Raw genomic sequence first — 14,843 nt, forward strand, 5'->3', positions numbered from 1 at the left:
AGATCTGACGACCGGCTAGATCTGGCCTGTGGCTCCGACCGTCAGCCGCGACTTGTTGCGAACGATGTAGATCGAGAACGGGATCAGCTGGCACACCACCAGCGCGAAGGCGACCCCGACCAGGGGGCCGGCGATTCCCAGCACCGGCGTCAGGACGAAGGAGAGCGTGATTCCCACGGCCGCCATGCTGAGCGTGGGAATGACCTGGAACCGGATACCCGGCTTATCCATGATGAACATGCCCAGTGGGTAGACGGCCGCGGTCATCATGATCATCAGGCCGAACGCGAAGATGGTGCTCGGGTCGACGGTCAACTTTCCGTTCGAGATGAAATCGAACAGCCAAGGGCCGACGAGCCAGACGACGACCGTCGCGATCGCGATCGCGGCGGCGAACAGCACGGAAAGAAGGAACGGCCCCCGTCGAAGGTCACCGTCGTGCCGGCTCTTGGCGAAATGCGGCCAGAGCGCGAGCCCGGCCGCCATCACCAGCCCGTTGAGCGCGAAGAAGACCTGTCCGGCCACGCCGTACTCGGCCACGTCGGTCGGTCCACCGAGTTGGGCGATCACATACCGCTGGGACCCGACCGCGATCGGGTAGGTCACCATCTGCGCGAGCATCGGCCAGCCGACATCCATCACGCGGACTCCCGGAAAGCGCCGGGGGTGCAGAACCATCCGCGCTGCAAAGGGGATCAACGGCGATGTCGTTCGGGCCGTGATGAGGATGCCGAGCACCGCCACCAGGAATGATGCGGTGAACGACGCGACAGCCAGGAACGAGTGCAGGTTGTCTCCGCCGAACGTGAGCATGAGCCAGACACCGGTCAACGTCAGCGGCGAGATCAGCCCCTGCAGAAGGATCACGATATGGTTCCGACGCTGTCCCAGCATGATCCGCGCCCAGACTCCGAGCGGGATTCCGAGACAGAAGATGGTGACGCAGTAGAACGCGGCCAGCGAAGCCCCGGGGCGCCCTCCCGCCTCGCCGAAGACCAGCTCCCACGCGCCCGTGAGCACGAGGACGGTGTTGATCGCCATCGCGGTGGCCGCGAACATGAGCAGCACCCGTCCGACCGACGTGAGCTGGTACCGCAGCTTCTCATCCCTGCGCACGTCGTCGCTCGTCGCCACAGCGTTGACGAGGACAGCGCCGCTGCCGAGGTCGGTGAACGTCAGCAGCGACGGGATGGTGATCAGCAGCGTGTACAGGGCATAGCTGTCGACCCCGGCATCTCCAAGGATCATGCGGGACGTCAGAACGCCACAGACCAGCGCGATGACCATTGTCAGCGCACGCGCGCTGACAGCGAGAAGAGAGCCCATGCTTACATCGTCACCGCGGCAGGGCCCCCAGCGTCGTGCTGCTGCCGGGGAGTCGCGATACTGACGCGATATCCGACGGCACCGGAACCGCCACTGACGCCTGACCCGCCGCATACGCAGGCAGCAGTCTGTACGCGCCATCGACGACGGTCGCACCCTCCACGAACCGCGAGCGGCGGTCTTGCCCTGTGGCAGCCGTGAATGCGGCGAGAGTGTCGGCCACAGCCGGATCCCTCGAAGTCGCGCCCCTCGACCAAGCGGAGAACCACCTCGGAGTGCCGGGCGACGTGCGGTGGTACAGGTTGCCGTTCACGCTGGAGACCATCTGGGAACCGGTGTACTGCAGTGAGAAGTCCTGCACGCAGACCAGGCAGTTGCCGGCGCTCTCCGCCATGACGTTGTTCGACATCACGACGTTGCGCACGATCCAGGAGGCCTGCGGCGCATATCGCGTCCGTGGGTCATGCCCTGGCGTGTTGGGGTCAGAAGCACGGCGGGAGTCCATCCCGATGCTGATGTTCCTGTTCGCGTTCCCGACGAACGTGTTGTTCCAGATCTTCACGCTGCCGGAGTTGAGCACGAAGAGGCCGAAGTCACCGTTGCGAGCGATCACGTTGTCGGCGATCACCGCGCGTTCCGACAGCTCGACCATGACCCCATGACCGGTGTTCCCGATCACGTCGTTGCCCGTGAATGCGATATCGAGCACGGATTCATCGAACCACGGGCCGCGCCCGTAGTTGCCGGTGAATGCGCTGTCGGTCACCGTCACCCCGCGGGTTCTCGTGACTTTGAAGGCCCCGGAGACCGGCGAATGGTTGAACTGCTCCATGTTGTTGCCGACAGAGAGCATCTGGCTCACCTTGAGGCCGTCTGCCTGAGATGCGCCACCGCCGAGCAGCCCGTTGCCGATCAATGACACTCGAGTGAGCGTCGTCGCGGGAGCCCACGAGTAGAAGCCGGTCGTCGAGTTGTCGCGGATCGTGACATCGGTGAGCGAGACATTCGGTGCGGCGGCGATCACCGTTCCCATCTGGGGAACGCTGGTTGCGTACCGACGGACTCCGATGCCGCGAACCTCGGTGCCTGCCGAACGGATCGAGAGGGCCTGGGTGAGCACACTCGCTTCGACGGATTTGCCTGTCGGGTTGGAACCGATCACGAGTCGCTTCGCAGAGTCGTCGACGAAGAACGTGCCGTCAGTGACCTTTGCTGCGGAGGCGACCTCACGCAGTTGGACGCCCCCCACCCAGACCTGGTCCGGATGCGCAGCCATCGGATGGTCAGGGTCGACGAAGCGCCACTCGGCCTGGGTGTTGTCCGGAGCGCCCTTGGTGTAGGTCGGGCTCGCATCGAGAGCGACATTCCATCCGTCGACGGCCCAGGTGTTTCCGGAGGCCTTCCACCCCGTGACGGGTTTCGCTCCGTCGAGCCAGACCGCCTCGTTCGGGGCCGGCTGGATCGTGACCCGCTTCTGCGCCGGGACCACGATCTCCTCATGGTAGGTGCCTCCGCGGAGGACGATCGTCCCACCGTTCGGAACCACGCGCAGTGCGGCCGCGATCGTCTTCACGGGAGAGTTCTTCGTCCCCGCAGCTCCGTCGAAGCCGGCGGGACCGACATAGATCGCGGTCGCCGGAGCGTCGTAGGCGAGCGTTCCCGGTGTTTTCGCGCCGGGTTCGCCGCGCACGCCCTCCGGTGTCACCGGCGGCACGGGCTCGGGATCGGGCGTCGGCGTCGGCGTAGGGGTCGGCTCGGCCGTAGGCGTCGGCGTAGGGGTCGGCTCGGCTGTGGGCGTCGGAGTCGGCGTGGGCTCGGCCGTCGCGGTCGGCTCCGGAGCCGGGGTCGGCTCGGGAGTCGGCGTAGGTTCAGCCGTCGGCGTCGGCTCGGGCGTGGGTACCGGCTCCGGATCCGGCACGGGAGCGGTGACGACGACATCGTCGATACCGACCGGGACAGCCGTTCGAGCGCCCGATGAGGTGTAGAGCGCGAACGCGTAGCCACCGGCGTCCTGGATGCGGGCATCCGAGGCGTCGCTGTACGTCGTCTGCCATTCACTCGGCTCCGCAGCATCCGAGGCCCAGGCCTTCGCGCCGAGGTCGACGGGACTCGTACCCTCGACGCTCAGCGCGACGTTCAGAGTCGTACCGCTCGCCACGTTCACCGGCAGCCTGCGCTCGCTGAGGTTCTGCACGCGCATGAGGTCGGTGAGCCGCACGATCGACACGTAGGCCGAGCCGTCGGGATGCACCCGCACCCGCACGGCATAGGAGTCCTTGCCGGACACCCGGACCGCCTGGGCGAGGTAGAGCGGTCCGCCGACCGGAAGCGTGGGGACCGTGAGAGAGAAGCGGCTGCTCACATCTGATGCCGCGACGCCATCGATACTCGCTCGAGCGGTGATACCGGGCTTGCGGCTGGCGAGCAGAGCCTGATCGCCCGTAACGCTCGCGGTGCCTTCCACGACGCGCCAGGCCCCCGCAGAAGAGGCGCCCCATCCGACCCCGACCGAACGGTCCATGTCGTCATCGACGACCGGAGTCGGCGTCGACGCCGAGACGTTCACGGAGGGGACAGCGTCGGCGGCCAGCGCAGACGCGGGAACAGCCGTCAGCGCGGCCGTGACCGCCAAGACGGCGGTCAGAGTGCCTGCGAGGACTTTGCGTCGGCGTCGAGCCGGAGACGTGGTCTCGCGAGATGCGAGCGCGAGAAACGGAATGGACAAGATGTCACCGTTTTCTGGGGCAGATTCATGATCACCAGCACCTCTGCCGCAGTTTAAACCCCGGCAGCAAAGAGCGAGTCCCCCTCGCAACTCATGAAGACTAACCGGCTCTCGCGGCAAAGACAAACCGACACCGCGACATAAACCGATATACTCCAGCCGCTCGGGCCCACATCACGCCGGGCCCGGCACCACTCAGTCGCTGTAGTACTCGCTGCGGTGCCGATCAGGACGCGCCCGGTTCAGCACGGTACCGAGGATGCGCGCACCACCCGACTCGAGCGACTTGATGCTCTTCGCCAGCGCCGCCCGACGGGTCTTCGTCGCGTCGACGACGAGGATCACGCCGTCGGTCTGGGTGGCGAAGAGGTTCGCATCGGCGACGCTGAGAATGGGCGGTGAGTCGATCACGACATAGTCGTACTCGGCCGCGGCGAAATCGAGCAGCTGCGCCATGCGCGCTGAGGTGAGCAGCTCCGCAGGGTTCGGCGGAATCGTCCCGGCCGGCAGGATGTCGAGCGTGCTGTCTGCGACGCTGTGCTTGGCGACCTCGAACTCGACCTCATCGAGCAGCACGCTCGTCAGACCGATCGATCCGTCGATGCCTGCGTGCTCGTGCGCACGCGGGCGGCGCATGTCGGCGTCGATCAGCAGGACGGAGTTGCGCAGACCTGCCAGAGTCATGGCCAGGTTCACCGAGATCGTGGACTTGCCTTCCGCAGGCATGCCGGACGTGACCAGGAGCACCTTCACCCGCGAGGAGACATTCGCGTAGGCGAGCGCCGAGCGGATGCGGCGGAACTCCTCCGAGGTGTGGCCCAGCGGCTCCTGCGCGACGGCGATGCCCCTCATAGCCAGCAGCGGCGACTGCGAGACGACGCCGAGCACCGGGTCGCCACCAGCCTCGGTCAACGTCTCCTCGTTGCGCATACGCGTGTCGAGCACGCCGATCAGCACTGCGATGGCCAAGCCGAGAACGCCGCCGAGGAAACCCCCGAGAAGGGCGTCCCGCGGCTTGCTGGGTGTGAACTGGAACTCCGGTACGACCGCGTCGTCGATGACCTGAGCCGTGATCGTGGATTCGCCCTGCGGGTCTTTGGGGGCCACGTCTTTGACCACGATGATGAGCTGATCGGCCACTGCATCCGCCAGCTCGGCGGACGCCTTCGCATCGTCTGCAGTCCCCGTCACACGCAGAGTGACGGTGCTCTGCGGGATCGTGACCTCGATGTCACGCGCGAGAGCGCGCGGAGTCGTGTCGAGACCGAGTTCCTCGATGACCGGGTCGAGCACCCGCGAACTGGTCGCGAGCTGCGCGAAGGAGAGCATCTGGCTCTGCGTGTACACCGATCCCTGATTGAGGTCGGAGGCGCTGGTGCCCTGGTTGAGAGCGAAGTAGAGCGAGGTGGTCGCCTGGTAGAGCGGCGTCTGGAGAGAGGCGTTCACGAAGGAGCCTGCAGCGCCGACGACGCCGCAGAGCACGATCACCCACCAGAACTTGCGCAACGAACTGGCGATGGCCCGCAGACTAACCCGGCTTTCGCCCATGACTCCCCATTCCCCCTGAGACTTCGATTCTAGAGGAGTGTCCGATCCGGCACCCTCACGACTGTGCACGTGGCCGTATGCCACCCTCCGGCAGTCGCAGCGCATCAGGCGAGCCGAGCCGTGCCTCCGACGGCACGCCGCGCGATCCGTTGAGCGCGTCGGCATCACGGGCCCACGTGATGGCGAGCCCCACGCAGAACCAGAGGAACATGCTGTACTGCGTGATCAGCGCGACCACCACCAGGCTCGGCAACTGTCCGACGACCGCGAGCGAAGCCGGGCTTCGGGTCGAGCGTCGCACGGCCAGCAGCGCGGCGCACACGAGAGCGGCCATGATGAGCAACGTCGGCACGTAGCCGTACCGGAGCAGTGTGAGAACGAGGGCGTTGTCGACGGACCGGGCGAAGTAGCCGAGGTAGTAATCCCCCGAGACCAGCGAATGCCAGTCGCCCGGGTTGCCGAAGAGCTGCACCTGCTGGAGGAGGACCAGGAGGTCGGTCCGATAATCCGCGCTCCCCCCTGCTTCCTCGCCCGCAGCTCCGAAGACCGTGTCGAGGATCGGGATCGCGATCGCCATGCCGACCACGCCGGCCGCGACGACCGTCACCCGGAACCTGGTGGAGACGCCGACGATCAGGAACGTGGACAGCACGAGGGTGAGCACGAGGGTGAGCTGTCCGGCGCGGCTGAACGTGAGGACCGTCGCCACCGCGATGATCACCACACCCCCGATCTTCGGGAGCAGCCGCCACTTGGTCGCGACGATGAACGCCGAGGACATCGCCAGCGCGGCACCTAGCGCGATCGAGTGCCCGAAGGCCCCCTCCGCTCTCAGCACCCCACCGCGCTCCTGAAGCGGACTCCAGGTGTCGTACACGACCCCTGATCCCGGGATGAGGACGAACGGATTGAACGAGGTGACGAACTCGACGATCGCGAGGGCCGCAGCGACGATGGCGACGACCGCGATCGTGGAGTTCACCCATTCGGGGGCGACTCGTGCGAGCACGACGCGCCCCCAGATGTAGGGGATCACCCACTCGAGAAGCGCGGCCACGAGCGAGGCGAGATCAACCGAGCCGAAGCCGTACAGCCCGACGATGACGATGACGAACGCGACGACCCACGCATCTGCCGCCCGCAACGGGACGACCGACCAGTTGACGAAGATCAGCAACGCCGTGAGCAGAGTGATCGCGGCCCAGTAGAAGCCCACGTTCAGCCCGACCCAGATCGGGACGAAGAAGAGCACACACGCCCACACGACGAATGCCGCACGTGGCATCATCCTGAGCCCGAACACGACGATTGCCGCTGCTGCGATTCCTCCGACGGCGAGGAGCACGATCGGAACAGCAGGGGCCATGCGTCAGGATCTTACTGGGGTGCGGTGACGCGGAACGAATCGAACGACACACCGAGTGCCGCCGTCGCGCTCCCCGACCGGTTGCCGCTCAGACCCACAGAGCCTGTGGCCAACGGCGTCGCATCCGTCGCGTTGATCTGCCAGTTCGCAGGCTCCGTGGTGCCGGTCGCCCAGAGCTTCGCCGAGATCGCGGTCGATGCGGAGCCGGTGACAGACACCTTCAAGCTGTAGGACGTGTTCGCCGCCCACACGAGTCCGGGCACGGCCTGCGTCAGCAGCACCGTTCCCTCACGGTGGACCACGAGCCACACAGTGCCGTCAGGACGCAGCCACGCGCGGACAAGGTACTTCCCCGCGGCCGAGTTGCGAGCGATGACGCCGATGTACGCACCGCCGGCGGCCGGGGCCTGGTCGACCCGGAACTGCGTCTCCAGCACCGCATCGGCGATCGCCGTGGTGTTGAGCGTCGCGTGACGGGTGTCACCGGCGATCAGGTTCATCTTGCCCTGACCGTCTGCGACGGTCGCCGCCGCCTGGGATCCACCGGCGATCGTCCACGCTCCGCCGACGACCGCATTGCCCCAACCGGGACCCGAGGTCCGATCGAACTCGTCGCCCGCCAGTGGGGCGGGGTTGGGCTCAGGCTGCGGGTCGACAGGAGGTGCCGTGACGGTCACCTGCTGGGTGGCGGTGTTGGTCGCACCCTTGTCGTCGGTCACCGTGAGAGTCACCGTGTAGGTGCCCGCAGCGGCATAAGCCCGAGAGGTTGTCGCTCCGGTGCCCGTCGATCCGTCACCGAAGTTCCAGGCGTACGACGCGATGGTGCCGTCCGAATCGGTCGACGCTCCGCCGTTGACGTTGACGGTCAGGCCCGTTGCCGCGGCCGAGAACGCGGCCGTAGGCGCGACGTTCGTGGGCGTGGGCTCCGGCTCCGGCTCCGGTGCAACAGCTCCGAGGTTCTTCAACGTGTAGTCGTCGAAGCTCGCGATGTTGGTGCCGGTCGCGCTGCCCGCGCGGTAGGAGAACACGGTGGGTGCGCCGGCGACCTGGAGGGCCGGAGTCGCATCCGTCGTGGAGAGCTGCCAGTTGGCCGGCTCCGCTGCTCCGGCGGCCCACACCTTGGCGCGGATCGTCGTGGTCGAGGAACCTGTCGTCTCCATGGCGAGGTTGAACGTGCTTCCTGCCGTCCAGGTCAGACCTGCGACAGCAGTGCTGGCGATGGCCGTGCCGTTGCGGTGGATCACGAGCCACGCGGTCCCGTCCGCACGGTGCCACGCGAGTGCGCGGTAGCCGTTCGAACCGGATCGACGTGCGCCGAGACCCTCATAGGCGACGCCTGTGGACGGACCGGAGGAGAGCGTGTAGGTGATCCGCGCAGAGGTGTCGAGAAGCGACGTTCCCTGCAGCAGCATCTCGCGGGTCTCGCCCGGCGTGATGTTCACCTTGCCGACTCCGTCTGCGACGGAGGTGACGGCGGCCGAGCCGCTCATGGGCGCCCAGGTGCCGCCGACATCAGCCGCACCCCAACCGCTCGAGACGACGCGGCCGAACGAGTCGGACGCCGCGAACACCTGTGCCTGAACGGTCACGGACTTCGTGACGCTCGCCGAGCCGCCGAGGCTGTCGGTCACCGTGAGGGTGATGTCATGCGCACCAGGCTGGGTGTAGGTGTGACCAGCGGTCGCCCCGGTACCCGCAGGCGTGCCGTCACCCCAGTTCCAGGAATAGGAGAGTGTCGCACCGTCAGAGGCGCTCGACCCCGCAGCCGAGACGTCGACGTTCATCCCCGACGCCGTCGAGGTGAAGGTCGCGACCGGATTCGCGTGCGTCGTGACTGCCTCTCGCGTGGTCGTCGCCGTACCACCGCGGTTGTCGGTGACGGTCAGAGTCACCGTGCGCGTGCCCGCCGAGGCGTAGACGTGACTGGCGACCTGTCCTGTCGAGGTCGATCCGTCGCCCCAGTTCCAGTCGTACGACGCGATCGTGCCGTCGGAGTCGGTGGAGGCGGAGGCGTCGGCCGAGACCGAGAGTCCTGTGCCGGTCACCTGGAAGGACGCGGTGGGCAGCACGTTCGCCGCCTGGACGACGACCGGGTTCTCGGTCGTGGTGGCCAGCCCGTTGCTGTCGGTGACCGTGAGCTTCGCGGTGTAGGTTCCGGCAGCCGTGTACGTGTGCGAGACGGTCTTGCCAGAGGCGGTCGCCGAGTCGTCACCGAAGTTCCAGCTGTAGCCGGTGATCGTGGCGGAACCTGTCGGCGCAGATGCACTGGCGTCGAAGGCCACAGCGAGATCGGTCGGCGTCGCCGTGAAGGCGGCGGTCGGCGGCTGGAAGCCCTTGCCGATGCCGTAGTGCGTCTGCACCTGAGCAGCGGTCAACGCGTAGGGGTAGACAGCCACCTCGTCGAGAGCTCCCTTGAAGTACTTGGAACTCGGCGCGGAGGGCCAGCTGGTGATGTTGTCGCCACCGATGCGCCAGTACCCGACGTAGTTCTCAGCAGTGGTCGCACCGGCCGCAGAGGAGACGAGCACGCCGTCGACGTACAGCTTCATACCGTCTGCGCTCTGGGTCGCCACCGCGTGGTGCCACGCGTTGTTGTTGAGAGCGGTGGTGTTCTGGATCGTCTGCGTTCCGCCGTTGTAGGTACCGAAGATGAGACGACCGTTGTTCGTCATGTAAAGCTGACGGTCGTAGCTCGTGGAATCCCCGGAGGCCGCGGTTCCGTAGCCCAGGAGCTTGCCCCCACTGGTGGTGTTGGTCTTGAACCAGAGCTCAGTGGAGAACTCTGCAGGTGCGGCGATCTTGTCGGTCGTCGAGACACGTCCTGTGGAGGTTCCGGTGAAGGTCGACGCACCGGTCGAGGTGTTCTCGACACCGGAGGCCGAGGACGTGACTCCGGAACCGAACACCGGCGGGTTCGCCCCGGCCCAGTCCTGAGCAGAGGTACCCAGCGGGTAGTAGAGCTGCGGTGAGTCTGCCGAGACCGCATTCACGTAGCTCGAGACGGCCCCCGCCGTCACGGTCACGGTCATCGCCTGGCTGCTGACGGTGTTCCCGTTGCCGTCCTTCGCGACGACGGTGTACTCCTGTTGCGATCCGGGAGCTGCCGTCTTGTCTTCGAGGATGACGGCGGGCCGGTTCCACCAGGTTCCGTTCGCCGTGGTCGTCGCGACCGGAGCGGTCGTGCCGGTGCGACGCAGCTCATACGTGAGCGTCAGATCGTCGCGGTCCCAGTTGGCCGGGATCGAGACCCGCACGCGGCCCGGAATAAAGGACTGCGCGGTACCGGTCCAGTTGGCCGCGGACAGGCGAGGCCCGTCCTTCGCTCCACCAGGAGGGTTCGTCGAGAAGCGCACGAGTCCCTCGAAGCGTCCGTTGTTCACGGAACGGAACTCTCCGCCGATCGAGATCATGTTTCCGGCGCCGGTGATGGAGAGACCTGCCTGGCCCATGCCCGTCGTCACGCCGACGGCCCAGTCGGGCGTCCAGGCGTAGGGCGACGGCGCGGGTGTTCCGGCCCAGTTCTTGTAGGTGCCACCGGCGGCGGGCTGGTTGCCGAGCGATCCGCGAGCATCGGCCGTGTAGGCCTCGGAGTAGCGGTGCGTGCGCGGGTTCTGCTCCGGGTGCAGGCCCATGGTGCCGCACGCGTGGGTGTGGCTCGTCGTGTAGACGACCTTGCCGGTCGAGTACACGCCGTAGTGGTCACCCAGGCAGTCGGAGATCCACCGCACCTGTCCGCTCCCGGCCTCAGCCGCGAACGTGCCTTCCAGGTTTCCCGTGGCGGCGTCGGCGTAGACCCAGCCGGTGCCGTACACGGCCGTGGCGTCGGCGGCCAGGCCGAAGATACCGGCCTTACCCGAGTTTGCCCCCGTGTTCGAGCCGTTCTTGACCGTCTGCGGCAGCGCCCAGGACGCGTCGACAGCGCCGCTCGTCTTGTCGAGCGCGACGGTGCCTCGCATGGTCAGGTCGCCGTTCACCTGCGAGAAGCGACCGGCGGCGATGACGTTCTGCCCCGCGGGGTCCATGACCATCGCATCGACCTGGAGGTCGGTCTGCGGCGCCCAGCTCAGCAGCGCGCCGTTCGTGGAGCTGAAGCCTGCGAGGTTCTTGCGTGCGGTGCCGTTGCCCTGGGTGAACAGACCACCGACGTACACGCTCGATCCCGAGGTGGCGAGGGCGTAGACGCCGCTGCCGCCGATCGACGGCGAGAATCCAGGGACGAGCTGGCCGGTGACGGCGTCGAGCGCCGCGAAGTTCCAGCGCGACTGCCCGTTGACGGAGTTGAACGATCCGCCGATGTAGATGCGGCTGCCGTCGGGCGAGGCGGCGACGGCCTTGATCACGCCGTTCACCGTCGGTGCGAACGACAGCAGCTGACCGGTGTTGATGTCATATGCGAGAACGTTGGAACGCGCCGTCAGGCTCGTACCGGGCACCGCCAGAGGTGCGCGGGCGTTGTCGAACTTGCCGACGGCGTACACGGTCGAGCCGATGGTCGTCTGTGCCCAGACGTAGCCGTTGTCGATCTGCACGGTCGGGATCGGATCCGACGTGACGACGTTGTCGTCACGCTGCAGCAGAGGTGGGGGTGTCGACGGCACGTCCGCCGACGCCGCCTGCGCGCCCAATGTCGTCATACCTGCGACGAGCAACGCCGCCGTCACGACAGACGCGAGCGCGCTCAGCGCCCGCCTCGTGGTCGATGTTTTCCCCATAGTGACTCCCCAGCCGCCTAATTTCTTCTTTGAAAATATGAAAGTGCGAAAAACGAAACAGAAACAGAACCAGAACGAGATACGAAAAGTGCGTGTGCGTCAGGAAAGCTGGCCGGCGAAGGACGCCACCGGCTCTCCTGCGGCATAGTTGACGCTGATCTTCACCGAGCGTCCCTGTGTCGGATCGAGCATGAAGACGTAGGTCCCCGTCGTCTCGGCACCCGCAGCCAACTCGCCCTGCAGAGGGTTGTTGGGACCAGCAGTGGTGGAGACACCGATATCGCCGTCATCCGTGACGAGGCTGACGACGGCCGAGTCGACACTCTGCGCCCGCTTCGAGTCGTTGGTCACAGACACCGTGACCACGACGGCAGTACCGGCGTACTCGCCAGGCGTCTCGGGCTTGATGGTCGTCGTCGAGATCTTGTCGATCTTGACGACCATGTCGGTGGAGAGCGATATGGGGGCGTCGAGCGCCCCGCTCTCTTCCGGCAGAGCCGGCCCCTCAGTGGGTCCTTCGGCCTCTGCGTCGGCAGGTGGCGTCCAGTCGGTGGTGCTGGTGCCTTCAGGCGCCGGCGTCTCCGATGCGTCGGGGGCTGCGGTGCAGCCGGCCGTCGCGAGTGCGAGCGCCACCAGCGGCGCGATGAACATCGCCCGCCTCGAGCGCGAAGAGCCGTCCCCAGAACGGCATGATGAAACATTGAACACTGTAGCTCCCCAGAACCCAGATCCTCGTTTCCAAGGCCCCCTCGGCCTCAGAATCCCCTCAACCGCGTAGAACGCGGCATCGGCTAACAATAGTGCAGGGGAAGCGAAAGCACAAGCATCCAGTCAGGATGAGTGCCGACGGTGGCCGCCGAGCTGGGCGACGATGGTGGCGACCGACTCCTCCACCTCGTGGATCGTCTCGAGATGACCACGACCGCCGTGCCGATCGGCGATGCTCGACGGATCGACCGTGGCGTGCCCTCCGAAGAGGTGCCGCAGACGGTTGCCCGCCCCTCCCTGTGATGCCAGAGGAACGGCTCGCGAGCGCGCCCGGTCCAGATGCGCGACGTACTCCGCCACACGGTCCGGTGCCGACGACGAGAAGCCCTCTCCGAGGTGGGCGGCCTCTTTGATCGTGAACATCCAGTCACGCGAACGTGGTGCGAGGCGCACCAGCTCGCCGCGGATGTCGCGAGATGCTGTGAGCACGATGCTCGACTGCTCGATCAGATCGACCGTCACCGGTCTCGCCCGGTGCGCCCGAGCCTGAGCCTGCCAATCCTCATCGTCATGGAGCGACGCGACAAGGGTGCAGATCGGGTCATCCTGGTTCGCCCTGACGCCGGCGCTGCTCACGGAGAGCGGGGAGTCAGCGCCCAGCCCCCGTCGCAACGCGAGCTCTGCGAGCGGCGACCTGCAGACGTTGGCGGCGCACACGACCAGGATCTTCTCATCGGTCATGCGGTCGTACCGAGCCTTCCGATCTCGCGGAACCATTTCACCGCGGCGAGCGCGAGGAACAGGACGGCCGCTGCGCACAGCGCGCTGTAGCCGAGGAGGAACGCAGGGGTCCACCCCCAGAGAGCGAAGACCAGGCACACGAGACCGAAATCGGTCGGCAGCAGGATGAGGGATCGCAGCAGTGTTCCGCCGCCGCGCTCATGAGTCGATGCCACCGCGTGCTTGCCCTTGAGCAGGTCGTTGAGGAGCATTCCCGAGAAGGTCGTCGAGGCGACGATGCTGAACACGATGGGGATGAGCAGCAGCGCCGGTGTCTCCGGAAGGACGCGATAGAGACCGATCAGCACCGCCAGGTGCAGCGACGCGATCTTGAGCGTGTCGATGAAGTGGTCGAGCCACTCGCCCTGCGGGCTCCCTCCCCCGCGCAGGCGCGCGACCTGCCCGTCGGCGGAATCCCAGGCGTAGCCGAGGACGAGCAGCAGGGCGATCAGCAGACCCATGGGCACGTTGACCGGCCCGAAGGCGATGAGCCCGATCGCGACGAAGGAGTGCACGGCGCTGATGATCGAGACCTGGTTCGGGGTCAACCCGATCCGATATGCGACGGCCGCCAGAACCCTTCCGATCCGACGGTTCACGTACACCGAATAGGCGGGCGCGCCTCGAGCATGCCCCTTCTGCGCACGCGCGAGACGGTGATAAGCGTCTACGACCATTTCCTGCCCTTCTGGTCGGTCCCCTGAGTCCTGGCGATGCGGCGAGCCTCGCGCACCCCGCGGAGGTAGGCGCGGATCGGGGCTGCCGACTGGATCAGCTGCCGGCGCCCGCCGCGGAGTATCACCTCGCGAGCGGTGCGAGGAATGGAACGGCGCCATCGCTGCACGGCCGCGTCGTCGAGATGACGCACGGCGAAAAGCATCCGGTTGCGGATGTTGTAGTAGTAGTAGCCTTCCGACTTCGCTCGGGACACCTCGGGCTCGGCGCGCTGGGTCCCGCCCTCGTCGTGCACCGCGCTGGCGTCTTCGACGAGAGCCAGGGCACCACCCGCCGAGACGACCCGCCGTGAGAAATCGACGTCTTCCCAATAGAGGAAGTAGTCGTCGTCGAAGCCGCCGGTGAGTTCCCACACCTCGCGCGTGATCCACAGGCATGCGCCGCTGAGCCACGGCTCGAATGGCTGCGTGTCGCCGTCGACGCGCTTTCGTCTCGCGCGCATCGTGCCGTCGTCGAGCAGGAGGTCGATACCCGCGAACCAGGTGCGCCCGTCGGAGTCGGAGATCACGGGCGAGGCGAGCGTCGTGCGCGAAGCCGCCGTGGTCGCTGCCAGTCGGCGCAGCGACTCGCGGTCGATGTGCGCATCCGGGTTGATGACGAGGACGTCGGTCGCCCCCTCGGCGAGCGCGCGGGTCACTCCGATGTTCACGCCGCCGCCGAAGCCCGAGTTCGACTCCGGCTCGATCAGCAGCCAGCCGTGGGCCGTGGCGACCTCCCTGGCGGCGCGGCGCTCGTCTGCACCGGACCAGTTGTCGACAACGATCACCTGCGCGTCCTGGTCGATCGTGCGGGCTTCACGCTCGACCATCACCAGGTTGCGCTGCAGCAGCCCTGCCGACGCGTAGTTCACGACCACCACGGCAAGTTGTCCGTGCTCGTTCGACACGCGATCCTCCCCCCGGATCCGGGAAACGGATCACTTCGGGCGCCGGTCGAATTCCCC

Annotated in this window: 9 protein-coding genes; all 9 read right to left on the minus strand. The window is 66.7% G+C overall.

The annotated features are described in order from the left end of the window. Positions 1-15: 15 nt before the first annotated feature. Complete coding sequence (locus ACIQTX_RS17555) at positions 16-1,326, minus strand: hypothetical protein (RefSeq protein ID WP_402974565.1); 1,311 nt, start codon at positions 1,324-1,326, stop codon at positions 16-18. A 10-nt stretch (positions 1,327-1,336) separates the two neighbouring features. Then, positions 1,337-4,051, minus strand: coding sequence for a right-handed parallel beta-helix repeat-containing protein (locus ACIQTX_RS17560; protein ID WP_402974568.1), 2,715 nt, complete (start codon positions 4,049-4,051; stop codon positions 1,337-1,339). Between the two features lie 195 nt (positions 4,052-4,246). After that, entirely contained in the window at positions 4,247-5,599 is a 1,353-nt protein-coding gene (locus ACIQTX_RS17565; protein WP_028502009.1) for a polysaccharide biosynthesis tyrosine autokinase, read from the minus strand. A 55-nt stretch (positions 5,600-5,654) separates the two neighbouring features. Further along, positions 5,655-6,965: a hypothetical protein gene (locus ACIQTX_RS17570; protein WP_402974571.1), complete on the minus strand. Its 1,311-nt coding sequence runs from the start codon at positions 6,963-6,965 to the stop codon at positions 5,655-5,657. Positions 6,966-6,976: 11 nt separating this feature from the next. Beyond that, positions 6,977-11,677 carry a PKD domain-containing protein gene (locus tag ACIQTX_RS17575; protein WP_402974574.1) on the minus strand — a complete coding sequence of 1,567 codons (4,701 nt, stop codon included), beginning with the start codon at positions 11,675-11,677 and terminating at the stop codon, positions 6,977-6,979. Between the two features lie 99 nt (positions 11,678-11,776). Next, positions 11,777-12,328, minus strand: coding sequence for a DUF4352 domain-containing protein (locus ACIQTX_RS17580; RefSeq protein WP_402974577.1), 552 nt, complete (start codon positions 12,326-12,328; stop codon positions 11,777-11,779). 180 nt (positions 12,329-12,508) lie between these two features. Further along, a complete protein-coding gene (locus ACIQTX_RS17585; RefSeq protein ID WP_402974580.1) occupies positions 12,509-13,126 on the minus strand; it encodes a hypothetical protein in 618 nt (205 codons plus the stop codon). After that, positions 13,123-13,842, minus strand: coding sequence for a CDP-alcohol phosphatidyltransferase family protein (locus ACIQTX_RS17590; protein ID WP_402974583.1), 720 nt, complete (start codon positions 13,840-13,842; stop codon positions 13,123-13,125). Before ACIQTX_RS17590 ends, ACIQTX_RS17585 begins: the two co-directional genes overlap by 4 nt. Then, positions 13,833-14,786: a glycosyltransferase family 2 protein gene (locus tag ACIQTX_RS17595; RefSeq protein WP_402974586.1), complete on the minus strand. Its 954-nt coding sequence runs from the start codon at positions 14,784-14,786 to the stop codon at positions 13,833-13,835. The genes ACIQTX_RS17590 and ACIQTX_RS17595 overlap by 10 nt, the downstream gene beginning before the upstream one ends. Between the last annotated feature and the right edge of the window lie 57 nt (positions 14,787-14,843).

It is taken from the genome of Microbacterium sp. NPDC090281, from assembly GCF_044769635.1.
GTDB lineage: Bacteria > Actinomycetota > Actinomycetes > Actinomycetales > Microbacteriaceae > Microbacterium.